16 protein-coding genes and 1 pseudogene are annotated in these 24774 nt (G+C 76.6%); all 17 read right to left on the bottom strand.

Going from position 1 to position 24774, the window contains the following annotated elements:
- Positions 1-12: 12 nt before the first annotated feature.
- The 17 genes and pseudogenes from ACZ45Q_RS07075 to ACZ45Q_RS06995 all read right to left on the bottom strand — a co-directional run bounded on the left by ACZ45Q_RS07075 (position 13) and on the right by ACZ45Q_RS06995 (position 24732).
- Positions 13-1458, bottom strand: coding sequence for a GAF domain-containing protein (locus ACZ45Q_RS07075; protein WP_468256094.1), 1446 nt, complete (start codon positions 1456-1458; stop codon positions 13-15).
- Positions 1459-1483: 25 nt separating this feature from the next.
- Positions 1484-2524, bottom strand: coding sequence for a rod shape-determining protein (locus ACZ45Q_RS07070; protein WP_468256091.1), 1041 nt, complete (start codon positions 2522-2524; stop codon positions 1484-1486).
- Between the two features lie 135 nt (positions 2525-2659).
- Entirely contained in the window at positions 2660-7462 is a 4803-nt protein-coding gene (locus ACZ45Q_RS07065) for an SAV_2336 N-terminal domain-related protein (RefSeq protein WP_468256088.1), read from the bottom strand.
- A complete protein-coding gene (locus ACZ45Q_RS07060) occupies positions 7452-8459 on the bottom strand; it encodes an AAA family ATPase (protein ID WP_468256085.1) in 1008 nt (335 codons plus the stop codon). Before ACZ45Q_RS07060 ends, ACZ45Q_RS07065 begins: the two co-directional genes overlap by 11 nt.
- A gap of 59 nt (positions 8460-8518) precedes the next feature.
- The gene (locus tag ACZ45Q_RS07055) at positions 8519-10162 is read right to left on the bottom strand and encodes a VMAP-C domain-containing protein (RefSeq protein ID WP_468256081.1); all 1644 of its coding nucleotides are present in this window, start codon (positions 10160-10162) and stop codon (positions 8519-8521) included.
- A complete protein-coding gene (locus ACZ45Q_RS07050) occupies positions 10159-10518 on the bottom strand; it encodes a CU044_2847 family protein (protein ID WP_468256078.1) in 360 nt (119 codons plus the stop codon). Before ACZ45Q_RS07050 ends, ACZ45Q_RS07055 begins: the two co-directional genes overlap by 4 nt.
- A 393-nt stretch (positions 10519-10911) precedes the next feature.
- Positions 10912-12294, bottom strand: coding sequence for a carboxyl transferase domain-containing protein (locus ACZ45Q_RS07045; protein WP_468256075.1), 1383 nt, complete (start codon positions 12292-12294; stop codon positions 10912-10914).
- Positions 12287-13735 carry an acyl-CoA synthetase gene (locus tag ACZ45Q_RS07040; RefSeq protein ID WP_468256072.1) on the bottom strand — a complete coding sequence of 483 codons (1449 nt, stop codon included), beginning with the start codon at positions 13733-13735 and terminating at the stop codon, positions 12287-12289. The genes ACZ45Q_RS07045 and ACZ45Q_RS07040 overlap by 8 nt, the downstream gene beginning before the upstream one ends.
- 226 nt (positions 13736-13961) lie before the next feature.
- On the bottom strand, positions 13962-15038 hold the full coding sequence (locus tag ACZ45Q_RS07035; RefSeq protein WP_468256070.1) for a MerR family transcriptional regulator: 1077 nt from the start codon (positions 15036-15038) through the stop codon (positions 13962-13964).
- Positions 15039-15090: 52 nt separating this feature from the next.
- The gene (locus ACZ45Q_RS07030) at positions 15091-15717 is read right to left on the bottom strand and encodes a hypothetical protein (protein ID WP_468256068.1); all 627 of its coding nucleotides are present in this window, start codon (positions 15715-15717) and stop codon (positions 15091-15093) included.
- Positions 15692-16492, bottom strand: a complete 801-nt coding sequence (locus tag ACZ45Q_RS07025; RefSeq protein ID WP_468256478.1) for an FkbM family methyltransferase — start codon at positions 16490-16492, stop codon at positions 15692-15694. The genes ACZ45Q_RS07030 and ACZ45Q_RS07025 overlap by 26 nt, the downstream gene beginning before the upstream one ends.
- A 62-nt stretch (positions 16493-16554) precedes the next feature.
- Positions 16555-16782 (bottom strand): Trm112 family protein, encoded by a 228-nt coding sequence (locus tag ACZ45Q_RS07020; RefSeq protein ID WP_468256475.1) that lies wholly within the window; start codon positions 16780-16782, stop codon positions 16555-16557.
- Position 16783: 1 nt separating this feature from the next.
- Positions 16784-17698: pseudogene (locus ACZ45Q_RS07015) on the bottom strand (DMT family transporter); the annotation flags it as partial.
- Between the two features lie 14 nt (positions 17699-17712).
- The gene (locus ACZ45Q_RS07010; RefSeq protein ID WP_468256065.1) at positions 17713-18444 is read right to left on the bottom strand and encodes a class I SAM-dependent methyltransferase; all 732 of its coding nucleotides are present in this window, start codon (positions 18442-18444) and stop codon (positions 17713-17715) included.
- Positions 18441-19745, bottom strand: coding sequence for a condensation protein (locus ACZ45Q_RS07005; protein ID WP_468256062.1), 1305 nt, complete (start codon positions 19743-19745; stop codon positions 18441-18443). The genes ACZ45Q_RS07010 and ACZ45Q_RS07005 overlap by 4 nt, the downstream gene beginning before the upstream one ends.
- A complete protein-coding gene (locus ACZ45Q_RS07000; RefSeq protein WP_468256059.1) occupies positions 19742-23986 on the bottom strand; it encodes an alpha-(1->3)-arabinofuranosyltransferase domain-containing protein in 4245 nt (1414 codons plus the stop codon). The genes ACZ45Q_RS07005 and ACZ45Q_RS07000 overlap by 4 nt, the downstream gene beginning before the upstream one ends.
- Entirely contained in the window at positions 23983-24732 is a 750-nt protein-coding gene (locus ACZ45Q_RS06995; RefSeq protein WP_468256056.1) for a class I SAM-dependent methyltransferase, read from the bottom strand. The genes ACZ45Q_RS07000 and ACZ45Q_RS06995 overlap by 4 nt, the downstream gene beginning before the upstream one ends.
- Between the last annotated feature and the right edge of the window lie 42 nt (positions 24733-24774).

The following is a 24774-nucleotide window of genomic DNA, read 5'->3' as shown; positions in this document are numbered from 1 at the left end:
CGGCCGTACCCCTCACAGAGGCGACTGCCACGTCACCGTCGTGTCCGGGCCGCCGTCGTCGGTCACCGTCAGCCGCACCGCGGCCCGCCCGTCCGGCAGGGTCGCCGTCACGTCGACCCCGACCTCGACGCGGGACACGGCGGGGCGGCGGGCCGCCCCGGCCAGCGCCCGGCGCAGCGCCGTGAGCAGCCGGTCCGCGACCCGCTCCGGTACGCGGCTGTCGACGGCGCCCGTGAAGTGCACCGCCGGCGGGGACCCCAGCCGCGCGGCGGCCGTCGCCGTCTCCCGCAGCACCCTGCCGCGTAGCCCGGCCGGCCGCTCCGCCGGCGGCTGCTGGAGCGCGATGATCGCCGTGCGGACGTCCTGCACCGTCGACCGGAGTTCGTCCACCGCCTGCCCGAGGATCTCGCGGACGTCGTCCGCGCCGGGGCGGCGCCGCGTGGACTCCAGCGTCATCCCGGTGGCGAACAGCCGCTGCACCACCAGGTCGTGCAGGTCCCGGGCGATCCGGTCGCGGTCCTCGTAGACCGCCAGCCGCCCGCGGCGGCGCTGCGCGTCGGCGAGGACCAGGGCGAGTGCCGCCTGGGAGGCGAACTGCGCCGCCAGCAGCCGCTCGACGTCGGTGTACGCGCGGTCGCCGCGGCGGCGCGGCAGGGCCAGGGTGCCGATCAGCCGGCCGCTCGCCTGAAGCGGCAGCATCATGCTCGGCCCGAACCGGTGGCGCACCTCGGTGGTCATCCGCGGATCGGTCGCCGAGTCGTCGACGAACACCGGCTCGCCGCCGAGCAGGTGCTCGAGGACCGGGCTGCCCGGCGCGATCGTGGCGCCGACCAGGCCGCCGGGTTCGCCGGGTGCCGACGCGGCCACGATCGCCATGCCGCCCTCGGCGGTGGGTTCCAGGACGACGCCCGCCGAGGCGCCGGCCAGCAGCCGGGCCCGTTCGGCGACCGTCAGCAGCGCGTCACCGGCGGCGCGCCCGGTCAGCAGCGCGGTGGTGACGGCGGCGGCGCCCTCGATCCAGCGCTCGCGCTGCCGGGCCGTCTCGTACAGCCGGGCGTTGCCGATCGCGATGCCGGCCTGGGCGGCCAGGACCCGCACCAGCTGCTCGTCCTCGGCACCGAACGGGCCGCCGCCGGGCCGGCCGGTGAGCCGCAGCTCGCCGAACTCCTCGTCCCCCACCAGGACCGGCACCCGCAACCGGTGGGCCGTCGGCCCCGGCCCGGACGACGGCCCGGCGCCGGTCCCGGTCACCGGCGCGGCGGTGGCGCGGATCTCGGTGAGGCCGTCCGGGCCGGGCGCGGCCGTGGTCAGGACGGCGTGGGCCGCGCCGGTCAGTTCCACGGCGCCGTCCACCAGGTGCCGCAGCGTGCTGCGCAGGTCCAGGTCGGCGGAGACGCCGAGGACCGCCTCGAGCAGCCGGGTCAGCCGGCGGGCGTTGCCGGGCGGAGGGCCGGTCATGCCGTCGGGGCGCACCGGCGCCGGGTCAGTCGGCCGACGTCGGGTTCAGCGCCAGCGGCTCGACCTTGCCCTCCAGCATCGTGCCCAGGCCCTGGACGGCGCAGATGTCGGGCCGTTCGGCGATGTGCACCGGCATGCCGGTGGCCTCCCGCAGCATCTGGTCGAAGCCGGGCAGCAGCGCACTGCCGCCGACCATCATGATCCCGCGGTCGGCGAGGTCGGCGACCAGGTCCGGCGGGCAGTCCCGCAGCACCTTGCCGATCCCGTCCAGCACGGCCGTCAGCGGCGTCTGGATCGCGTCCCGCACGGCGGCGGTGTCCACCTGCACGCTGCGGGCCAGTCCGGTGGCCACGTCCCGCCCGTGGATCTCCGTGGACGCCGGTCCCTGCGGGGTGAGCCCGTTGCCGGACAGGGCGAGCTGGAGCGGCCGTACCGACTGGCTGGGCAGGACCAGCTCGTGCTGGTGGCGCAGGTGCTGCACGATCGCGTGGTCCACGGCCTCGCCGCCCACCGGGATCCGCTCGGCGGTGACGATCGAGCCGAGCGAGAGCACCGCGACCTGCGTGGCGTGCGCACCGCACACCATGATCATGGTGGCCTCGGGCTGCTCCACGGGAAGCCCGCAGCCCACCGCGGCGGCGATGAGGGTGTCGACCAGCTCGACGCGGCGCGCCCCGAGCCCGACGAGCGTCTCGATCGCCGCGCGCTGGGCCAGCGGATCGGCGTCGTGCGGGGTGCAGGCGGCGGCGCGCAGCCGGGGCTTGCGGCGCAGCGCCCGGCGGATCTTGTCGCCGAGCAGGTGCCGCAGCATCCGCTGCGCCATCTCGATGTCGACGACCGTGCCGCCGTGCACCGGCCGGACGACGCGGATGTAGCCGGGGGTGCGGCCGGTCATCTTCTCCGCGAACTCGCCGACCGCGATGAGCGCGCCGGTACGGGTGTTGACGGCGGCGGCGGACGGCTGGTCGACGACGAGACCGGCGCCCTTGACGTACACACGGGTGCGTGCCGCCCCCAGGTCGACGGCGAAATGGCAGCGCCGCAGCTGTTCCAGACTGGCGGTCATGCAGATCCTCCCGAGAGCGCGGACCGAGCGGGCCGCCGGGTGGCCGGCCTCCCTCGCATCGTGCGGGCGGCCGGGGGCCCGGCGCCCGCTGGAGGGGGCCGGGAGGGGGGCCGCTGAATGGGGGGTGCCGGGCGGTCAGCGGTTCTCGGCGGCGGTGACCAGCGGACCCAGGTCCGGTACGAGCAGCACGTCGGCGTCGGCGGCGCGCAGCCGGCGCAGGGTGCCCTCCCCCTGCCCGTGGCCGATGAACGGCATCCCCGCGGCACGGGCGGCGGACAGCTCGGCTACGGAGGAACCGATCAGCACGCACTCGCCCGCGTCGGCGCCGAGCCGGTCCAGGGCCCGGCGCAGCACGTGCGGTTCGGGCATGAGGTGCGCGAGGCCGGCGTCCCGGCCGTGGACGCCGCCCGTCACATAGGCCAGCAGCTCCTGCCGCCACAGGCAGGTCTCCACCGGCACCGCCGCCCGGTCGGTCACCACGGCGAGGGGCACCCCGTGCCCGTGCAGGCCGCGCATCAGCCGGCGGACGAGGGGAACGGGCCGTGCCGTGCGCGCCGCCCGCTCCTCGTGCCGGTCGAGCAGCCGGCCCACCTCACCGGCGAGCCGGTGCCCGGTCAGCGCCCGGGCCAGGTCCAGCGTGCCGGTGCCCGCGTCCGGGGTGACCCGTGGCACCGGCACCCCCGACAGCGCCTCCTCGGGGCTGCGCTCCTCGGCCAGGAACCGCATGACGTCCCGCAGCACCTCCCGCTCCGCTCCGGGCAGGTACAGTCGCGCCACCACGTCGTCGAAGCCGAGGAGGACACAGCGGGCGTCCCGCAGCACCTCCTGCGCCGTGCGCCCCCGGCCCTGCCCCGCCGGAGCGGCCCGGCCGGCTCCGGACCCGTCCCCGGCCGGCTGCACCCGGTGGTACCAGCCCGACTCGTCGGCCAGGGGCCGGAACTGCCCCCGCGGGCAGGCGCCGGCGTCCTCGACCTCGTCGTAGTAGACGGCGTCCGACACGACGACGACCGCCGGTGCCCGCGTGGCCCGCACGGCGGCGTCGACCGCCTCGGCGCCGGCCCGGAGGATCTGCTCCTCGCTTCCGTCCGGCCAGAACTCCACCTGCCAGAACTCCGCCAGCAGCCGTCGGCCGTCCAGCCGCGCGAGCCGCTCGGGCAGCCCCTCCACGGTCGCCCGGAGCAGTCCGGCAGCCGGCACCCGCGGCTCCAGGGCGACCAGGACGCCGGTGTCGTCCGCCAGCAGTTCGTCCTCGCCCCACGGCCGGCCGTCCGTCAGCAGTTCGCCGACCAGTGCGCGCAGCGCCGCCCGCGGCTCGTCGCCGTGCGGACCGTCGAGGAGGGTGAAGCGGGCGACGGTGCGGTAGTCGGTGTCGGGCTCCCCCTCGACGTCGTCGAGGTCCCCGAACTCCGCCAGGTCGTCCAGGCCCTCCGGCTCCTCCCTCTCCTCCAGGTCTTCCCAGTCCTCCGGGTCCTCCCAGTCCTCCGGGTCCTCCGGGTCCTCCGGTTCGTCGTCGGGGACGCGCAGCGGGCCGCCCTCGTCGCCGCCCGGTGGGTAGCCCCACGCGGCCGCGTACGCCGGACCCTCCTCCGGTGTCTCCTCCTCGTCCGCCAACAGCGGCGTCCACAGCTCGTCCTCCGTCGGGAACGGGCCCTCCGGCAGCTCGTCCGGGGCGGACAGGAGGTCCGGGTGGAGCGGCTCGGCGGGGGTGCCGCCGTCGCCGGGGTCGTCCACCGGGTCGCGGTGGTCCGCGCGCAGCTCCCGTCCGAAGGCCAGCAGCTCCGGGCTGCGCCCGCCGGACAGCTCGTACTCCTCGTACACCTCCAGGGCCTCCTCCACGCGCCCCAGGCGGCGCAGCGCGATCAGGTACAGGCGGCGGAAGTCGTTGCGGAACGGGTGCGCGCCGAGCAGAGCGGACAGATCCGTGGCCGCGCGGTCGGCGTCGCCCAGCGCGAGGTCGAGTCCGGCGCGTCTGGTGTGCAGGGCGAGGCGCAACTGCACCAGGCGGTTGCGGGCGGTGCGGGCCGCCGGGCCCGGCACGTCGGCGAGGGGGTCGCCCGGGAGCCACAGCGCCAGCGCCTCGTCGACGTGCCGGCGGGCGTCGGCGTACGCGCCCGCCGCCACGGCCGCGTCGGCGCGTCGCACCAGTTCCTCGCAGTCCACCACGTCCACCCGGTCGGCGCTGGTGTGCAGCGCGTAGCCGTGGGACGGCGTCGCCAGCACGCCGGGGCCCAGCGCCTGGGCCAGCCGGGTCGCCATGGCGCGCAGCTCGGCCCGCGCATCGCGCGGTTCGTCGCCGGGGTCCCACAGGCCCCACCGCAGCTCCTCGTGGCTGACGGTGCGGCCGTGCTTGAGCAGGAGCATGGCGAGCAGTGCCCGCTCGCGCGGCCGGAGGTGCTCGGCGGAGTCCGGCGGTTCCACCAGGAGCAGGGGACTCAGCACCCGGTAGACGCGCCGGTCGTACGCCGCGCGCGCACGCCCGACGAAGTCGGGGTCGGTCAGCAGGTCCCGGCCCCGGGTCTGGGCGTCCAGAGCCGGGGACATCAGCAGGTCGAGGGCGTGTGCGTACGGGACCCGCAGGTCCTCGGGCAGATGCGTGAGCCGCCGGGAGTCGATCGGCACCGTCAGGTGCGAGGTGCCCGACGTCAGGTGCAGCAGCACCTCGCACAGCGCCCGCAGATCCTCGGACCGGCCCCCGGGGCGGGGGGACCGGCCCGGCGAGAAGAGGCTGAGCTTGGCCCTCCCGTCCGGCAGCAGCACCACCCGGGACGTCTCCAGCGCGCCGTGCGTGACGCCGGCCTCGTGCAGGGCGGTGAGCGCACGGGCCAGCTGCGCCCCGACCGACACCGTCAGCGGCGCCGGCAGCCGGTGGCCGTGGGGCCGGGCGAGGACGTTGAGGGCGATGCCGTCGAGGTGCTCCATCACGACGTACGGGGTGTCGTCCTCGATGCCCGCGTCCAGGACCGCCGCCACGTTGGGGTGGTCGATGCCGCCGAGCAGCCGCGCGTCCCGCAGGAACGCCCTTCGCCGGGCGCGGTCGGTGAGCGCGTCGTACAGCCGGACCGCCACCGTCCGGTCGCTGTCGGGGTCCTCCGCCAGCCACATCCTGCCGGTCGGATGCAGCCGCTGCACCAGCCGGTACCTGCCGCCCAGCCCCGCAGGGAACGGCGTCCTGCCGGACCCCGGCCGCGCTGCCGCCGGAGCGGACCGCTGTGCCCCCGCGGCCGAGCGGTCGGCCGCCGGGGCCGGCCGGGGTCGTGTTTGCGGGGGCGGTGGGAGTGGCGTGGCCGACGGCGGGGCCGGTGTCGCGGTCGGCGGTGGTGGGGGCGTCGCCGGCGGCGGTTCCGTGGCGGACAGCCGACGCGCGGTCTCGGGGCTGATCACGGCGATCGGATCGTCCGTCGCGCCGGTCTCGGTGCCGTCCGGGGCCGGGGTCAGCGCGCGGAAGTCGCCCGGGGCCCGGCCCGCGCGTTCGTCGATCAGTCCGCCGGTGCGCAGCAGCAGGTCGTGGGTGCGGGCCCGGGCGGAGCGGGGCAGCCCCCGCAGCAGTACCTCGGGCACGCCGGGACGGAAGGCGTACGAGCCGGGCGGCCCGGCGACGGAGGTGAGCATCCCGCTGAGGATCACCTCGGCCAGGTGCTGCGGACGCGGGCGCGGTTCGACGGCGGCCTGGACCAGCCGCATCACCGGCAGGTCGGGGCGGCCCAGCGCCAGATGCCCGGCCAGCCGGAACGCCTCCGCGGAGGCGGTCGCACGGAACCGCAGCACCAGCTCCTCGGGGGACAGCCGCGCCACGTCCGTGCGGTCGCCGGCGTCCGCGGGCAGCGGACGGTCCAGCATCGCCGCCGCGCCGGGATACGCGCCGCCGCCGGGGCTCGCGACCAGCGCGGCCCAGTTCGCCAGCCACTCGGGGCCCGGCTCCAGCACCGGCACGGGCACCGCGCCCACGGGGGCGGGCGCCTCACCGGTGTCGTACGGGGTGAAGGCGAGCGCCGTGCAGGGCGCGGCCCGGTGCGGGGCGGAGAGCCGGCCGGCGACCGGCGGCAGCGCCGTGTCCCGCCACAGGTGCTCCGGCAGCGGCTGCACGACGGCCAGCGGCATCCGGCCGGCCCAGCGGCGCAGGGTGGCGAACCAGCGGGTGCCGGCGGGACCGGCGCGCCACTGCGGGCCCATGCAGTCGCTGACCAGCAGGGTGACGGTCCGGCCGTCGGCGGGGGCGTACCCGGCGGCGCCGCTCACCGTGCCGTCGTCCGCTGCGCGGTGCACGGTGACGGTGCGGAAGACGCCCGACTGGGCGAGGGCGGTGTGCAGTTCGTGGACCAGTGGGCGCCAGACCGGCATCGTGGGCCCGGCGTCGTACACCAGGTTCAGCCGCAGCCAGCGCTCGCGCACCGGGCGCATGACCGGCAGCCACCACGCGGGGTCGGCCACGCCGAGCCGGGCGATGCGGTCGGCGGTCGCCGCCTCGTCCACCTCCTGACCGGCGGGGGCCTCCGTACGGCGCTTCAGCGGGCGCAGGGACCGCTGGAGCGCCAGCGGGTGACGCAGCATCGGCGGCGCGGGGGCCAGCAGCGCGGCGTACGGCGCGGCCGACGACCGCTGTGGGCCGGTGCCGGTGCCGGTGCCTCGGCCGGGGCCGGGGGCGGTGGGGGCGGGCGGCAGGTGCAGCGGGGTGCGGTCAGGGGCGGGCGAGGGAGGCGGGTCCTCGTGCCGGGGGCACCGGTCGGGCGCCGGGCGGCCCGACGGGGGCGCGGGGGTGCCGGGGGCGGTCGCGGGCGGTGGCGGCGCGGGGGCGTCCCGGTCGCCGGGGGCCAGGTGGCCGGCCAGCCACAGCAGTTCCGCCAGCTCCCGCGGGGTCGGGCGCGCGCCGGAGGCCGCCCGGGCCAGGACGTCGGCCAGGCGGGACAGCGGCTCCCGTGCCTCCGGGGGGTCAGAAGGCATCGGGCTGCGGGGACCGGCCCAGGTACGGCATGAGCTGCTCCGCCAGCTCGTCCAGGGAGCCGGCGTCCAGTCCGGAGGTGCGGGCGAGGTAGATGGCGTTCAGCAGCTGGTCCGTGGCCAGTTCACCGCTGTCGATCCGGGACAGGAAGCGGGAGATGAGCCGTTCGGCGTAGGCGTCGGTCTCGCCCAGGTGGGCGCGGACGATCCCGGCGAGCTGCCGGTCGTCGGGCTGCCGCAGCCGCAGGGTGACGCAGCGGCGCAGGAAGGCGGGCGGGAACTCGCGCTCGCCGTTGCTGGTGAGGACGACGAACGGGAAGGCCCGGCAGCGGACCCTGCCGCGCTCCACCGGCACCCGCCGGTCGGTGCCGTCGATCATCACCTCGGCCCGGCCGTCCGCGCTGTCCCGGGCGGCCCGGACCAGTTCGGGGATCTCGTACTGGCCCTCCTCCAGGACGTTGAGCAGGTCGTTGGGCAGGTCGAGGTCGCTCTTGTCGATCTCGTCGACGAGCAGCGCGCGCGGGCGGGAGTACGGCAGGAGCGCGGTGCCGAGCGGGCCGAGCCGCAGGTGGTGCTCGATGCCCGTGGCGGCGCCGTCCGCCTGGCGCGCCGCGTACAGCCGGGACAGCGGGTCGTAGGTGTACAGGCCGTCGTGGAGCGTGCTGCGGCTGGTGATGTTCCACCTCAGGACCGGGCCGAGGCGCAGTTCGCGGGCGACTGCGTAGGCGAGGGACGACTTGCCGGTGCCGGGCGGGCCGGTGACCAGCAGCGGGCGGCGCAGGTACAGGGCGGCGTTGACGAGCTGCACGGTCTGCTCGGTGGCCCGGTAGGTCGCGGCCCGGTGGGTGCGGTCGGGGGAGGCGGCGGCCGCGTCCTCGCCCGGGTCCGGCGGGTCGAGCACGGGCCGGCCGTCGAAGTCGCGCCAGGGCGGGGGCGGCGGGAGCCGCGTGATGCCGTCGTGCGGTTCGTTCGCGCCGGTGTAGACGGGCCACAAGGGCATGGGTGTTCTCTCCGGGTGGTTCTCGTGCCGCTCAGGGAGCGCACGGCTGCGGACGGCTTTCAGTCGACGGGCGAACGGAGGCTGGCGGCGGGCTCGGGGAAGCAGCGGGGGTCGTCCCACAGCAGCTGGACGTCGTGCGCCCAGTGCTGCCCGGGGACCTCGGCCGCCGCAGCCTCCAGCCGGAGGTCCATCACCAGCCGGGGGAGTTCGGACGGAGGGACGCCGGCCACGGACACGGCCAGCTCGTCGAGGAACGCCGAGCCCCGGCACGGGCCGCCGTGGCTGTCGTCGGGGCAGCCCTCGCGCGGCCACAGCAGGACCGGCACGGGCACGGTGAGCCCGATCTCGAAGTGCTCCCACGCCCTGTCGGGCGAGGCGGCGTACCCGGTCAGCTCGGCGTCGTCGCGCAGCCGCACGCGCAGCCCCGCGGGACGCTCCCGGGTGCCGCAGTCGACGCGGTGCAGCGTCGCACCGGAACCGGCGTCCAGCTTGCGCCACTTCTTGCGCAGCTGGTGGCGGAGCCGGCCGCCGCGGTGCCGGGAACGGTCGGTCACCACCAGCGGGTAGGCGCAGCCGAGCGGCGTCCGGTCCTCCGGGCCGCACTCCCACTGCGCCACGGCAGAGTTGAGCAGGTCGCGCGGCAGGACGAACGTCAGCAGCTCCTCGGCGCCCGGATCGAGCCGGGCGCACGCCTCGTCGATGCGCTGCTGCACGTACGACCGCACCGCGGCGCGCGGCAGCCGGCGGGCGCCCACGGGCCGGCGCTGCCCGTCCCGGTAGGCGGAGACCTCGACGGTGACCTGGTCGGCGCCGGCGCCGCTGTGGTCGATCTCCACGACGATGGGCGACCAGGCCGCCGGGCGCGGCGGCGGGGTGTCCAGCAGCTCCTGGAGCCGGTCGGCGAACCGGGCCACGGCCCCCGGGTCCGGCACCTCCCACTGCACGTACGCGGCGGCGGCCCACAGCGAGGCGAACCCCCGCTCGGGCGGCGGCGGGGCGAAGGCGTCCACGGCCGACGCGTACAGCCGGTGGGGGTCGCAGGCCAGGCCCTCCTCCTCGGCCCGGCGGACCAGCGCGTACAGCCGTCGCAGGGCGTCCGCGCGGTGGCCCGGGGTGGGCACCAGCTCGCCGAGCCCGCGCCAGTAGCGGGCCATCACCTCGACCGGCAGCATCCGGCCGACCCGTACGTCCCTGGCGCCCGCGACGGTCAGGACCATGCCGACCACCGCGCCGTCGGGCAGGGTCACCGCCGCGCCGCTGAACCCGGCGGCCAGCGGCTGCCCGTGCGCGGTGAGCGCCTCCAACTGGACCCACTCGTCGGCGATGAGCGGGCCGGGCAGCGCCCGGTAGGAGGCGAGCATGCCCTCGTCGTAGCCCTCGGGGAACCCGTAGGCGACCAGTTCGGCGCCCTGTTCCGCGCCGGGCGGGGCGAACACGGCCGGGGCGACGGGCACCTCGCGGTCCAGTTCCAGCACGGCGAGGTCGCCGGGGTCGGTGGCGCCGCCCCGCCAGCCGCCGTGGACGGCGACGGTGGCGGTCAGCGCGCCCAGGCCGGCGCGGCCCGGGAAGGTCACGGAGATGTCCGCCCGGTCGCTGAAGCGCACCACGTGGGCACAGGTCAGCACCTGGCGGGCGGAGACCAGGAAGCCGGCGCCGACCTCCCTGCCGCACGCGATCCGGGCGTGCCAGGCGGTGCCGCTCATGACCGGCGGGCGGCCTCCCCGTCCGCCGGGGCGGCCGGCGCACCACCGGGCGACCAGGTCAGCTTCACCACCAGATGACCCTCCGCCGTGCCCTTGGCGATGATCGCCCCGGCCTCGGCGCTCAGCCGGACCCCGAACTCCAGCTCCACGCTGTCCGGCCGCAGCGAGCCGTCCCGGAAGACCCGCAGCGCGGACTCGGCCGCCGCCCGTACGCCGTCCAGCGCGCCCTCGAAGGTGCGGGCCGCCTGCGCCGGGCCGTCGCCGCGCGAGACCAGCCGGGCGCCGGTCTCCTCGTCGACGGCCTCCACCACCACCTGGGCGCCGTCCTCGGTCTTGAACTCCACCAGCCTGTCCATGGCGCCGCTCGATCCCCGTCTTCCGCTGTCCGGTGTTCCGCTTCCAGTCGTGAACACCATTGTGACGGACGGGGCTTGACGGTGTACCGGTATATGTCGGCCGTCCTCCCGGCGGCTGGCGCAAACCCTGGGGCGCCGGGGAGCGGACGGCGGGCGGACATGCGGACGGCGCCGCCTCCCTGGGACGGGGAGGCGGCGCCGCCGGGCTTCCGGACCGTCAGACCAGCCAGCCGACGAAGTGGACGAGGCCGGCGAGGATGTCGGTGAGAAGGTTCATGATCGTGCCGCTCCTTGCGGTGTTGCCTGTGATGTGGGACCTGTGCGTCGCCTACGGTCTGCAGCCCGTTGCCCGCACACCGTCAGTCTCGTTGGTCCCAGGAGTCGCAGGCGTGCTTATGAGCGGGGATCACCTGTTCCAGGGAACACCTGATCCCCTGTTCGGATCCGGATCACGCCCAGCTCCGCCAAGTCGCCCGGCGCCAGCCGGAGTTGGCCGGCCGTCTCCTCCACGTCCGTCGCGGGGCGCTTGAGGATGGCCGCGGCCAGTTCGGGGGCGATGACGGAGAAGTAGCTGTCGGGCGTGGCCCAGGTGCTGCCGGGCGCGGCCAGCGCCAGCGCGCCCCCCGAACCGCCCTCGCCGATCACCAGCGTGGTGACGGGCGTGCGCGCCTCGGCGACGGCGCCGAACAGCTCGGCGATCGCGGGCCCCGCCCCCTGCCGCTCCGCCGCCGCGTCGTTGGCGGCGCCCGGGGTGTCCACCAGCGTCAGCACCGGGATGCCGAGCCGGTCCGCGAGCCGGATCAGCCGGGCGGCGGTGCGGTACCCGGCGGGGCGGGTCGGGGCGCCGGTCTGGGCGGCGTAGGCGATCGTCCGCCCGGCGTGCTCGCCGAACCCGCACAGCATGCCGTCGGGGTCCCTGCCGCCGCAGCGGTCGCCGGACAGGGCCACCCGGTCGGTGAAGTAGGCGTCCAGGTAGGCCCGAGCGCGGGGGCGTTCGGGCGCGCGGGCCCGCCGCACCGCCTCCCACCCCGTGGCGGGCGGCCGTACCGCGCCGAGCGGCTCGGGCACCGGCGCCGGGGCGCCGGACGGCGCCGTCAGCAGCCGCAGCCACCGGCCCAGGGTGCCGCGCAGCTCACCGGGCGGCACGACGGCGTCCGCGGAGCCGGCGGCTACCTGTGCCTCGGCCGTGTACGCCGCCGGGTCGGCGTCCGGCGGCCGGACCCGCGAGCCGGCGAAGCCGACCTGGGCGCCGGGCAGCGCCAGCACCACGTCGGACCCCGCGCCGAGGGTGGCCCAGCCGCCCCCGGTCGCCGGGTCCCGCACCACGGCGATCTGCGCCAGGCCCGCCCGGCGGGTCAGCGCCGACTGCCGGGCCACCCGCTGCAACTGGGTGAGCGCGAGCATGCCCTCCTGCATCCGGCTGCCGCCGGTGGCGACGAGCGGCACCACCGGCAGCCGGTGGGCGCGGGCGTGCTCGTACGCCGCTTCCAGCCGGTCGCCGGTGCGCTGCCCGAGCGAGCCGCCGAGGAAGGAGAACTCGAAGGCGATCAGCACCGCTCGGGTGCCGTCCACGGTGCCGGTCCCGCACACCACGGACTCGCTCTCGCCGGTGCGCTCGGCGGCGCGGGCCAGGGCGGCGTCGTAGCCGCTCCAGCCGAGCGGGCCGTCGGGCGGGGAGTGCCTCTCGGGGGCGGCGAGTTCGGCGAAGTCGTCGGTGACGAGGGCGAGGACGTCCCGGGCGGAGAGCCGCTGTGCCGGGTGTGCCGGGTCAGCCATGGGTCAGCGCCCGCTTCATGATCTTCCCCATGTCGTTGCGCGGGAGGGCGTCGAGATGGTGGACGACGCGGGGCCGCTTGTGCGGTGCCAGGCGGCTCGCGACGTGGTCGGCCAGTGCGTCCAGGGCGGGCGGCGCCTGCGGGTCGGCGGGCACGATCCACGCCACGATCCGCTCGCCGAGGTCGGCGTCCGGCTCCCCGGTCACGGCGGCCTCCCGCACCCCCGGGTGCTCCAGCAGCGCGTTCTCGATCTCCCCGGCGCCGATCTTGTACCCGCCGCTCTTGATCAGGTCGGTGGCCTTGCGGCCGACGATGCGGACGTAGCCGTCCCGGTCGCGCACCGCCATGTCGCCGGTGCGGAAGAAGCCGTCGGCGGTGAACGCGGCGGCGGTGGCGTCGGGCCGGTTGAGGTACTCGGTGAACAGGTTGGCGCCGCGTACCTCGATCTCGCCGACGGTCTCCCCGTCGTGGCCGGTGATCGGCGTGCCGTCCTCGGCGACCAGCCGCAGCTCCACCCCCGGCAGGGGCACGCCCACCGTCCCCGGGCGCGGCTCGCCGTCGGCGCGGACGCTCGTGTTCATCAGCGTCTCCGTCATGCCGTACCGCTCGACGACCCGCCGTCCCGTCGCGGCGGCGATCCGCTCGTGGTCGTGCACGGGCAGCGCGGCGGAGCCGGACACCAGCAGCCGTGCCCCGGCCAGCGCCCCGGCCAGCCCGGGTTCCTCGGGGAGGGCCTCGGCGATGCGGTGGTACATCGTGGGGACGCCGAACAGCATCGTGGCGCCGGAGTTCAGCTCGCGGGCGACGCCCTCGGTGCCGAACCGGCCGAGGTGCCGGACGGACCCGCCGCGCCGGAGCGGGCCCAGGATGCCGAGCACCAGCCCGTGCACGTGGAACAGCGGCAGCCCGTGCACCAGCACGTCCTCGCCGGTCCATCGCCAGGCGTCGGCGAGCGCGTCCAGCGTGGCGGCCAGGGCCCGCCGGGGCAGGACGGCGCCCTTGGGCGGGCCGGTGGTGCCGGAGGTGTAGACGACCAGTGCGGGAGCCTCCGCGTCGAGGTCCCGGTCGTCGGGCACCGGACCGGTGGCGCGCACGTCGACGTCCACGCGCGGCAGGCCGGCGAGCGGCGCGGGCAGGTCGGCGCCGGGCGCGGTGAGGACGAGCGACGGCGCGCTGTCGGACAGGATGTGCCGCAGCTCCTTCTCCCCGGACCTGGGGTTGAGCGGTACGGCGGGGACCCCGGCGAGCAGCGCCGCCACGACGGCGACCGCGGTCTCCATCGCCGGCGCCGCCCAGACGGCGACCCGCCCGGCGCCGCCGAGGCGCCCGGCCGTGGCGCCGGCCGCCGCGGCCAGTTCCGCGTAGGTCAGGAAGCGGTCGCCGAACCGCAGTGCTGCCTGCTCGCCCGGGGTGCCCGTCAGGGCGGGGAAGAGGGAGGGCACAGGGACTCCTCGTCGTACGTGCGTGCCGGTGTGGGACAACTCTGCCGGTTCCTACCCCGGGAGCCGGGGTGATCCGCGGCCGGCGAGGTTGATCCCCGTCACGCCGCCGGGCGCCCCGTCACGCCGCTGGAGGGCGCCCCGGCTCGCCCCCGGGTGCTCCGGCTCGCCGCCGAGCGCTCCGGCCCGCCGCCGGGCACCCGGCCCCGCCACCGGGCGCCCCGCCGCGTCAGGCCGCCGCCTCCACGACGTCCGCCACCACGCAGCTGACGTTGTCCGGGCCGCCGGCCTCGTTCGCCGCGTCGACCAGATGGCGCACCGCCGTGTCCGGGGCGGCCGTGGTGTCGGCGAGCACGCGGTGCAGGCGCTCTTCCGCCAGGACGGCGGACAGGCCGTCGGAGCACAGCAGATACCGGTCGCCGGGCAGGGCGTCGTGCAGGCGCAGATCGGGGGAGGCGGCGGAGCCGTCGCCGGTGAGCGCCTTCAGCAGCAGGGCGCGCTGCGGGTGGGAGGCGGCCTCGTCCGCCGTCAGCCGGCCCGCGTCGACCATCGACTGGACCAGGGTGTGGTCGTGCGTGATCCGGAACAGCTCGCCGCCGCGCAGCAGATACGCGCGCGAGTCGCCGATGTGCACCAGCGCCAGCCGCGATCCCGTCCACAGCAGGGCGGTCAGCGTGGTGCCGTTGTCCCCGGCGCCGCCGCCCGCGTCCCGCACCGCCTCGGCGGCGCCCTGCACGGCGTCCTCCAGCAGGTTCAGCACCCCGCCCGCCGGCACCTCCGCGGTGTCGAGGAACCGCAGTGCCTCCACGGCCGCGCTGCTCGCGGGAGCGCCCGCCGGGCCGAAGCCGTCGGCCACGGCCAGCAGCCGGGCGCCCGCGTAGGCGGTGTCCTGGTTGACGGGCCGGACCCGGCCGGCGTCGGAGTGGGCGAAGTAGCGCAGTTCGAGCATGGTGGGTTCCTCCACGGGTCCGGCCGACAGCTGGTCGATGAGGAACGCGGCGAGTTCCCGCCGGGCCGCCGTCTCCCGTTCGACGCGCGCCCAGTAGGCGCGGATCTCGCGGGCGGCGGCCGAGGGCCGGTCGAGGGCGCACACCTGGCGTATCTCCGCCAGCGGCATGCCCAGCCGCCGCAGCCAGGCCACCAGCCGCGCCCGCTCGAGCTGGCCGGTCGCGTAGTAGCGGTAGCCGGTGTCCGGGTCCACCCGGGCCGGGCGCAGCAGCCCCAGCTCGTCGTAGAGGCGCAGCGCCTTCGGCGACAGCCGGCAGGCCCTGGCGAACGCGCCGATCGTGAGCATGCCCTCGTCCATGACAATCCCCTCCGTTCCGCCACCGATGCTGGGGCTTCACCGAAGGGGAAGGTCAAGCGCGGTCCCGGGGTTGCTCCGCCGGCCCCGTCTCCTCGCCCACCGCCGTCCGTTGCAGCAGCCCCCAGGTGAACTCCGCGACCACCTCGCGCCGCACCCCGTCGGCGTCCGGCGCCGTGAAGGCCAGCCCCCAACGGGTCGGGGCCGAGCCCTGGAGGGGGCGGGCCGGGGAGAAGGCGCGGGCGGCCTCGTCGATGGTGCAGGACCAGGGCGTGAGGTCGGACAGGGTGCGCAGCCGTGGGGACGCGGCTCCCGGGGCGCGGACCAGCCACTCCGTGAAGACCGCGCCGTTCGCCGCGACGAGGACCTCGAAGCGCAGGTCCGGCCAGAGGGGCAGGGGCCACAGGCGGGCCTCGCAGTCCAGGTCGCCGATGCGGCGGGGTGCCACCGACTCCGGCTCGCCCAGGACGGAGCGGTAGCGCGAGGCGGCCGAGCGGGCGCGGGGGGAGCGGAGCATCGCCTGCCAGCGCTTGTTGGCCTCGCGCATCCGCGCGACCGACGCGCCCAGCTCACGCCGGGCGTCCTCCACCAGGTCCGGGTTGTGGTCGGCCATCCGGCGCAGGAGCACCAGCTGGAAGTCGAGCCGGGTGAAGGGGTCAGCGGGGCGTTTCTCGGGCGGCATGGGTGCCATCGTCGCCCATCGGGCGCGCTCCCGGGCGGCGGCCGTCCGGCAGGAACAGCACCGAGTTGACGTAGCGGGGGCCCGCGCGGAAGGGCAGGACGCGGGGGAGCAGACCGCGTTCGACCACCCAGGACGCGGCGGCCTGGTGGGACTGGAGCGGGAAGGAGGCCAGCGGCACCCAGGCGGCGCCGGGCAGCACCCAGCCGTCGTAGCCCAGCATGGACAGGTACGTCACCACCGGGGCGATCGGCTGGATGCGGGACTCCAGCTCCACGAAGAGGGCCGGGCGGTCGCGGGCCAGCAGTCCCGTCGCCCCGCGCAGCACCGCGGCCTCGCTGCCGTCGACGTCGACCTTCAGGAAACCGACGTCCGTCAGGCCCAGGTCGTCCAGGGCGACGCACGGCACGTCCAGGGCGCGCGCGTGGATGTCCCTGCGGACCAGCGAGGACACGCCCCGGTCGCCGGGGTCGTCCGGCGGCAGCCACAGCCGGGCGATGCCGGGGCGGTCGGAGGCGGCGGCACGCACCACGCGCACGTTCGCCGGGGTGCCGGCGGCCAGCAGACGGGCCAGGTGGGGGACGGGTTCGACGGCGACCACCTCGCGGGCGCGGCGGGCCAGCCGGTGGGTCCAGGGGCCGTACCAGCCGCCCACGTCGACGGCCGTGCCGCAGCCGGGCGGGCACATCTCCGCCAGCCGCGCCAGCTCCGGCTCGAAGCGCGGGTAGACCGCCCGGGCCGTCGCCGCGACCAGGCGCCGGGGCAGCAGCGGCGCCAGCCGGGCGGCCAGGGTGCGCGGACGGGCCCCGGGTGGGCCGCTCTCCCGGTCCGCGGGCCGCGTCACGGCGTCATCCGCTTCAGCAGCTCCTCGTGCTCGTCCTCCGGCACCTGCTCCCCGGAGGACGGCAGCAGCTGCGGTATGCCGTCGACGATCGGATAGCGGCGGCGCAGCCGGGGGTTGTACAGCGACTCCGCCTGGCCGGAGCCGGCGTGCGGTGCGAGCAGGTGCAGCGGGCCCTTGTCGAGCGGGCAGGCCAGGATCTTCAGCAACGGGTCGTCGGGCTTCATGGGGGGGGGTCAGCTCCTTGGCACCGAGGGAGGGGGCGGGGGCGGCGTCGTGCTTGGGCATGCCCAGCAGCACCGCCAGGGCGAGCAGCGTGCCCGTGACGCGCAGCGCCAGCCGGGCGGGGTCCTCGGGCAGCGCCTCGCCGAACGAGAGTGTGCCGAGCACCGCCGTGTACAGGCAGGTCACGGTCGTGCACACCGGCACGATCAGGGAGGCCCGGCAGCGTTGCAGCGCGGCCTGCGACATGACCAGGCCGAACGCGCCGGTGAACAGCAGCAGGTAGGGGTACGGGGAGCGCAGGAGGTCCAGCAGGGCGCCGCCGGGTCCGTCGGCCGACAGACGGCCCGACACCCCCTTGATCGCCAGCGAGCTGACGCCGTAGAGCAGGCCGACCGCCACGCCGTACTCGACGCCGGTCGTCGGCAGCCGGTGCCGGCGGCCGGCCCGGCGCTCCGCCGACCGGTACAGCCACACCCCGGCGGCCAGCGAGGGCACGCTCACCAGCAGCACCAGCGCGTACGGCGCCGACCGGCCCACCGTCTCCGCGCCCTCGCGCAGCGACAGCACCACCATCAGCAGCGCCACGAGGATCGCGGCGAGCGCGTACCGCTCCCGGCCGCTGGTCCGCTCGCCCAGCAGCCGGGCCGACAGCAGCACCAGCAGCACCAGGCCGGAGACGAACAGGCCCTGCGCGGCGGCGATCGGCAGCGTGCGGTAGACGACCAGTTGCGCGGCGAACCCGGAGGCCAGCGCGAGAGAGCCGCCGATCCACAGCGGGCTGCCCAGCACCAGCCGCAGCAGCCGGGCGGGCCGGCGCACGCTCACCTCCGGCAGGGCGGCCAGCGCCCGCTTCTCCAGGACGAACCCGGTGCTGTACAGGACGTTCGCCAGCAAGGCCGCGGCCACTCCCCACCACATGAGAGAACGTCCCCCTACGTCCGGCGCGCGTGCAGCAACAGGATCGACGCCAGCGCCGGCCGGGCACACGCCAGCCGGTCCAGCGGTCGCAGCGGGCGCGGCACGCCGTGGAACGGGGCCCCGGCCAGGCGTACGACGTCGAAGCCCGCCGCCGTCACGAACTCCCGCAGCGCGCGGGCGGTGTACAGCCGCAGATGACCGACCACCTCCGAGCCGGGGCGGCCGTGGATCGCGCGCAGGCTCACCTCGGAGAACACCGGCTGCACCCCGGCCAGCAGCAGGGCCCGGTTGTACCAGGCGGCCAGATTCGGGGTGGACAGCATCAGATGACCGCCGGGCCGCAGCACCCGGCGGATCTCGTCCAGGGCGGCGTCCGGGTCCACCAGGTGCTCGACGACCTCGCTGAACAGCACGGCGTCGGCCGTGGCGGCGCCGAACGGCAGGCCGTCGCCGGTGAGTTCGCCGCGCACCGCGTACGGCAGCCGGGTGCGGGCGCGGCGCAGCGCGTCCTGGGACCAGTCGACGCCGACGACGCGGTGCCCGGCGAGGTGGGGGGCGGCCGTCGCGGCGGCGGTGCCGTCGCCGCAGCCGATGTCCAGGACGGTCTGCGGGCGGGCCTCGCCCGTCAGCGCCGCCGCCAGCATCCGGGCCTGACGGACGCTGCGGGGGGTGCCGGAGGCGACGGGGACGGCGGGGTTCTCGTAGAAGTCCCGCAGCTGCGGGGGGCGGGCGGGGGCCGAGGTCACGAGGTCACCTCCGTGGCGTGCAGGTGGTGCTCGAACAGGTCCCGCAGCCGGGCGCCGTCGCCGTGCCCGAGCAGGGACCGCGACCAGCGCAGGACGAGGTGGAGGCGGCCGGCGGTGGAGGCGGTGGTGACGGTGAGGCCGCGGGGCATCCGGGCCGGTGCCGAGAACCACACCGCGTGCGCCCGCCCGGCCTCCTCGCCGAAGTCCAGCGGGTAGGGGATGCGGCCGATGTTGCTGAGCAGGGTCGTCGACGTCCACGGCGCGGCGGCCCGGCGCAGGGCGCGGGTCAGGGCGGCGCGGGCGGCGACCGGGGCCCAGGGGGAGGTCAGCAGGGCGGCGCCGTGGCCGAGCTGCGGACGCGGCAGCGCCTTCAGGGCGCGGGTGCGGGTGGCCGTGTGCCGCAGCAGCGCCGCCGGGTCGGCGGTGTCCAGCTCCTCGGGGGAGAAGGGGACCTCGACCAGCCGGGTGCCGTTGCCGATGGGCATGCCCGCGTCCCGGGGCCGGTCGTCGACCGGCATGGTGATGCGCAGCGGGCGCGGGCGGGCACCGTGCTCCCGGTTCCAGTCGGCGACGGTGCGCGCCGTGGCGACCATCAGCTGGTCGTTGACGGTGTAGGCGGCGCCCTTGGGGCGGTGCGGCAGGGCGAGTTCGACGACCAGCATGCCGTTGCCGGGGGAGGGCTCGGGGGAGCCCGGGGCCACCCGGGCCGGGCGGGACCACGGGGACGGGCCGGCGACGGCGGGCGGTGCCTCGCCCGTGGTGCGGACGGGCGGTGCCGCGGGGGAGTTGTCCCGGCCGCCGTACAGCTCCGCGGCGGTGGCCAGCACCCGCAGACAGGCGGGCCCGTCGAGGGCGGTGTGGTTGACGGTGAGCAGCAGGACCGTTTCCCCGCCGCCCGGTGTCTCCCGGCCCGCGCCCCGCACCACCTCCAGCCGGATCGGCGGCGCGGCGGACAGCGGGGGCGCCTCGGCCAGTGCCCGGGTGCGCGCGTCCCGCAGCGCTCCGCGCCCCGGCGGCGCCGCGCTCACCACGTCCAGATCGGGCCCCGGGGTCAGCTCCCACTCGTAACGGCGGCGGTACCACGGCCCCGGCGCCTCCCGCATCAGGATGCGCGGGTGGCGCAGCAGGGCCTCGGCGACGGCCGTGCGCAGCCGGGCCACGTCGATGCGGCCGGGCAGGTGGACCTCGATGTGGACGGTCTCCGGCTCCTCCTCCTGGAGGCAGTGCCGCGCCACCTCGTCCACCACCGGGAACGGGATGCGCACCGGCGCCGTGGCCGTGCCGGCCCGTGCGGTCGTCATGGCCGCCCGCCCCTCTCCCCGGCGACGCCGGGCAGCGGCCGGGTGGGCGCCTCCGGGTCGTTCACGAAAGGCGCCGGGGAGCCGGCGGCGGGCTCCGGGGGACCGGCGGCGGGCTCGGCGGAACCGGCGGCGGGCTCCGGCCGGCCCCAGCTCACCAGTGCCGCGAACAGCCCGGCCAGCGCCAGCAGTTGCGCGACGTGACCGAAGGCTCCCGCGCCCGCCCCGGGCGGCTCCCCGGCCCCGGACGCGGCGGCGATCCCCGCCCCCGCGAGGGCCGCGAACGCCACCGGCGCCAGCAGCGCCGCACGCCGCCACGCCAGTACCGCCAGCGCCGGCACCAGCAGCGCCCACCACCCGGCGATCACCACGCCCACCAGCGTCACCGCCACCGTCCCCAGCCAGAGACCGGGCGCCGGGGCCGGCGGCTGCGGGCTGTCCGGGCCGGGCTCGCGCCGCCGCCACAGCGCCAGACCGATCAGCGCGGCGATGCCCACGCCGGAGCCGATCAGCGCGGCGTCGTACGTCGTCGCCGGCTCGTACGACAGCTTCACGGAGCCGCCCGTGCCCTCGGGGACGCGCCAGCCCTGCTGCCAGCCGTCCAGCCGCACCGGCGTCAGCTCCTCGCCGTTCAGCGTGGCCTTCCAGCCGTCGTTGAAGTTCTCGTACATGGTCAGGTACGAGGCGGCGCCCGAGCCGACGGTCAGCTCGCGGCGGTCGCCCAGCCAGTCCCGGACCTCCAGCTCCCGCCCGGCGGCGGGGGCGTCGCCGAGCGAGCCGCGGGTCAGGGTCACGCCGGTCAGCGTCAGGGGGCCCGCGTCGCCGCCCTCCAGCCGGTGCGCACCGGCGGACAGCTCCACCCCGGCGTCCTCCCGCCCCTCCTGACACAGCGTCACCTGGACCGGCCGCCGGTCGACCAGGTCGCCCACCGTGCCCTCGACGGACGTCTGGTACAGCTCGCCGTCCAGCGCGACGTCGGGGCCCCTGCCGCAGGGCAGCGTGAACTCCCGGCCGGCGTCCGGCCGCGGGGTGCGCAGCTGCTCCAGCGCCGGGACGTAGGCCTCGGTCAGGCCCACCGGCAGCTGGAGCTTCTCGTCGGCGACCGGGTTGTGCAGGGTCAGCGGCGCGGTCTCGGTGACGGTGATGTCCAGGCTGTCGGTGGTGATCGGCTCGAAGCGGACCCAGCCGTTCTCGTCGACCCCGGCGATCACCGCGCCGTCCGGGGAGCTGATGTGCACCTGCGTGGGCCGGGTGGACAGCCCGCCCGCCGCGGCCAGCACCAGCCGGTCCACCGCCACCTTGCCCTCCCAGCGCAGGTGGATCGTGGGCCGGTCGCCCGCGATCCACGCCGTCGTCAGATCGCCGTCGGTGAGGTTGCGCGCCGAAAGGCCCGCCCCGAGCCGCGCCGTCGAGTCGGCGGTGGCGGTGATCCGCGCCCGCTGCGAAGGCGCCACCTCGTACAGCAGCCGGTCGAGTTCCGCCCCCGGCACCGGCACCGCGCTCGCCCGCACCTCGAAGGTGCCGTCCGCCGCCGTGGTGAAGCGGCGGTGCAGCCCCGCCTCGGTGCCGGTCGGGGACAGGCCCGTCGGGTCGGCCGCGCGGTGCAGGGAGACGATCTCGGTGGCGGCGTCGGAGCGCGCCGCGTCGGTGGGCAGCCGCAGCATGCGGGTGACCTGGATGTCCGGCAGGCCGATCTCGGTGAAGCCCGCACCGGTCAGCCCGGCCCGGCGGGCGGTGGAGTCGGTGATCGTCAGCTTCATCCAGTCCGTGGCCCCCGCGGGCGCCCGGACGCGCTGGGTGCTGCCGTCCGCCCGCAGGAAGCTGGTCCGCGATCCCTTCTCGGTCTCCACCCGCACCCGGGTGGCCGCCGCCCGCACCCCGTCCTGCGGCAGCGGCGTCACCTCGAAGGAGCCCGGCATGTCGTAGGCGCCGTCGAAGCCGATGCGCAGCCACTGCCCGTCGGGCGAGCCGGGCACGCCCTCCGTCCAGGCGGTGTCCGGGTTGCCGTCGAAGGCGTTGACCGGGTCGTACTGCGGCAGGTGGAACAGCCAGTTGCCGTAGGAGGAGGCGGTCACGGAGCGGGCGCCGCGCAGTTCGGCCACGGTCTGGTGGTCCAGGCCCTCGGTGGGCAGGATCTGGTGCGGCCGCTCGCCCGGGTTCTGCACGGCGTCCGGCGCGTTGCGCTCCTCGCGGGTGTACGTGTACGAGGTGTTGGCGTTGACCAGCCCGAACCGCGTGTCGGCGCGGCGCAGCCCGTCGCCGGTCACCTGCACCTGGGGGTCGGTGAGGCCGGGGTGGCGGTCGCCGGTCAGGACGGTGGGCCGGCCGCGCAGTCCGGCCGCCAGCGGCAGCAGCGCCTCCGGGCCGCCGGAGACCACGGCCGTGCCGGCGACCGGGGCCAGACCCGCCTGTCCGGGCCGGGGCACGTCCGCGTCCGTCGGCCGGTAGATCTCCACCGCCCGGTGCCGCGGATACAGCCCCTCGACCTGGAGCGGCGCGTCCTCGGCGATCACCCCGCCGGTCGTCACCGGGCCGAGCCCGGTCACCCGCTCGTACCCGGACTGCTCCAGCGCCCGCTTGACCGTGGTCGTGGGTACCTGGCCGATCTGGTCCGGGTCGAGGTCGTTGCGGACGACGACGTAGTGGATCCCGGCGCGGCTCAGGAAGTCGGCCAGGCCCGGTATCTCCCCGCCGGTCATCAGGGCCTGCTCGACGGCGTCCATCGCACGCCGGTTGCCGGGGGTGCCGAACGGGACGTAGTCGCGCTGCGCCCAGCGGGAGTCCGCGACCACGTCGAGGGGCTGGTCGATGGTCGAGCCCCAGGTGTGGATGCCGTGCGCCGTCGCCGGGACGACCAGGGCGCGGGAGTCGGGGGAGTACTTCTCCAGCCAGTCGGCCGTGGCCTGCCAGTAGTCGGGGACCTTCTGGAACGAACCCGGGCCGAGGATCGAGCCGTTGAGGTACGGCCACACCAGCCCGGGCAGGACCAGGACGGCCGCCGCCAGCGGCAGGAACCGGCGCCCGGGCCGCCGGGCCCGGCGCGGTGCCGAGGCCACGGCCGTCACATGGGCCAGGCCCAGCACCAGCGCCAGCGCCAGGCCGGTCTGGAACTTGTAGATGTTGCGGAACGGCGCCAGCCAGCCGTCCAGCCAGTCCTGCACCAGCCCGTGGAACGGGGCGCCGAACGCGCCGCCGTATCCGGCGAGCAGCACCAGCGCCGCGACCAGCACCGTCAGCACCAGCCAGCGCCGTTCCGGCATGTCCCGCCGGGCCAGCCCGGCCAGGCCCAGCCCGGCCGCCAGCGCCGAGCAGACGACGACGAGGACCGAGGACGCCACCGTCCAGCCCGCCGGCAGCCAGGCCTCGCCGAAGTGCAGATAGGCCACCCAGTTGCCGGCGCCGCGCAGCGCCTCCGTCGCCGACATGGTGGACGTGGTGGTCTCGGCGGTCTCGATGTACGGCAGGAAGTTCTCCCCGTACGCGCCGAGCAGCAGCAGCGGGATCCACCACCACGCCGTCACCACGACCACCGCCGGCGTCCACCAGGCGATCAGCCGCCACTTGCGGGGACCGGGCGGCCGGGACAGCAGGTACAGGCCGACCGGCAGCAGGGAGGCCAGCGTGGAGGCCGCGTTCACCCCGCCCATGAACGGCACCAGCAGCGCCGAGCGCAGCGCCGCCACGCGGGCGGCGTACCGCTCGTCGGCCAGCGGCAGCAGCACCCACGGCAGGAACGCGCCGGGCAGCGCGGCGGCCGAGGTGGAGCCGACGACGGTGGTGAACACCGGCCACAGGGCGTACGCCGCCGCCGCGAGCAGTCTGCCGGCGCCGCTGCCGACGCCGAGCCGTTCGGCCAGGCGCAGCGCGCCCCAGAAGGCGACGGAGACGATCAGCGACATCCACAGCCGCTCCGCCAGCCACACCGGCAGCTGGACCAGGTCCGCCACCCAGTAGAAGGGGAGCATCGGCCACAGGTAGCCGACGTACTGGTCCTGGATGCCGCCGAAGGAGTTCTGGTCGTGCCAGAGCTGGCCGAGGCCGCCGAGGAACCGGCCCGGGTCGACCGTCACGCCCAGCTTGGTGTCGAAGGTCTGCCGCCCCGGCCGCACGGCCAGGAACAGCACGAACGCCACGGCCCAGAACCCCAGCAGCCAGCGCCGTGAGCGCGGGCCGTCCGGCGGGCCCGCGTGGGCCGCGGGGGTGGGGACGGCTGCCGGAGGAGGGGCCTGGACCGTGGTCGTCATGAAGGACACCGCCGGAGGATGAGGAGGAGGTTCCAGGTGGCGAACTCGCGGATGCCGGGCGCCTTGACGACGGCCTCCGCGAGGAAGGGCCAGTAGCGGGAGCGGGCGGCGACGATCCGTACGTCGTCGCGGGCGCGCACCTGCCGCAGGGTGCTGCCGATGTGCACCGGGAAGAGGTTCTCGCCGAGGGTGTGCTTGGCGTCCCGGCCGGTACGGCGCCGGTAGCGGGCGCGGGCCCGCTCGGCACCGAGGTAGTGCCACGGGGCCCACTCGTGCCCGCCCCACGGTGACAGCCAGTTGGTGAAGGACACGTAGATCAGCCCGCCGGGCCGGGTCACCCGCGCCAGTTCGCTCAGGAACGTCTGCGGGTCCGCCACGTGCTCCAGCACGTTGGAGGAGAACGTGACGTCGGCGGCCCCGTCGGGCAGCGGCAGCAGATAGCCGTCGGCGATCACCGTGTTCTCGGGCGGTTTCTCGCCCAGCTCCCGCGCGTCGGGCTCGCACAGCAGGGCCTGGGCCCCGCGGCGCCGGAACTCGGCGGTGAAGTGCCCGCGGCCCCCGCCGACGTCGACGACGACGCGCCCGGCGAGCGGACCGTCGTAGCGCTCCAGCTGGTCGGCGGCGTCCCGGGCGAGCAGGGAGTAGCAGGCGTCGGGGTCGTCCTGCTCGTGAAGAAAGGCCCGGAGGAGGGCGAGCGACCGTCGGAGGGACGGATCTTCGACTCGCCGGGACGGAGACGCCGGCAAGGGGCGCGGGGCTGTGTCGGGTGCGGCTCCGCCGCGTGGGCG

It is taken from the genome of Streptomyces sp. NPDC031049 (genome assembly GCF_055571015.1).
This window is presented reverse-complemented; position numbering and strand designations above follow the sequence as displayed.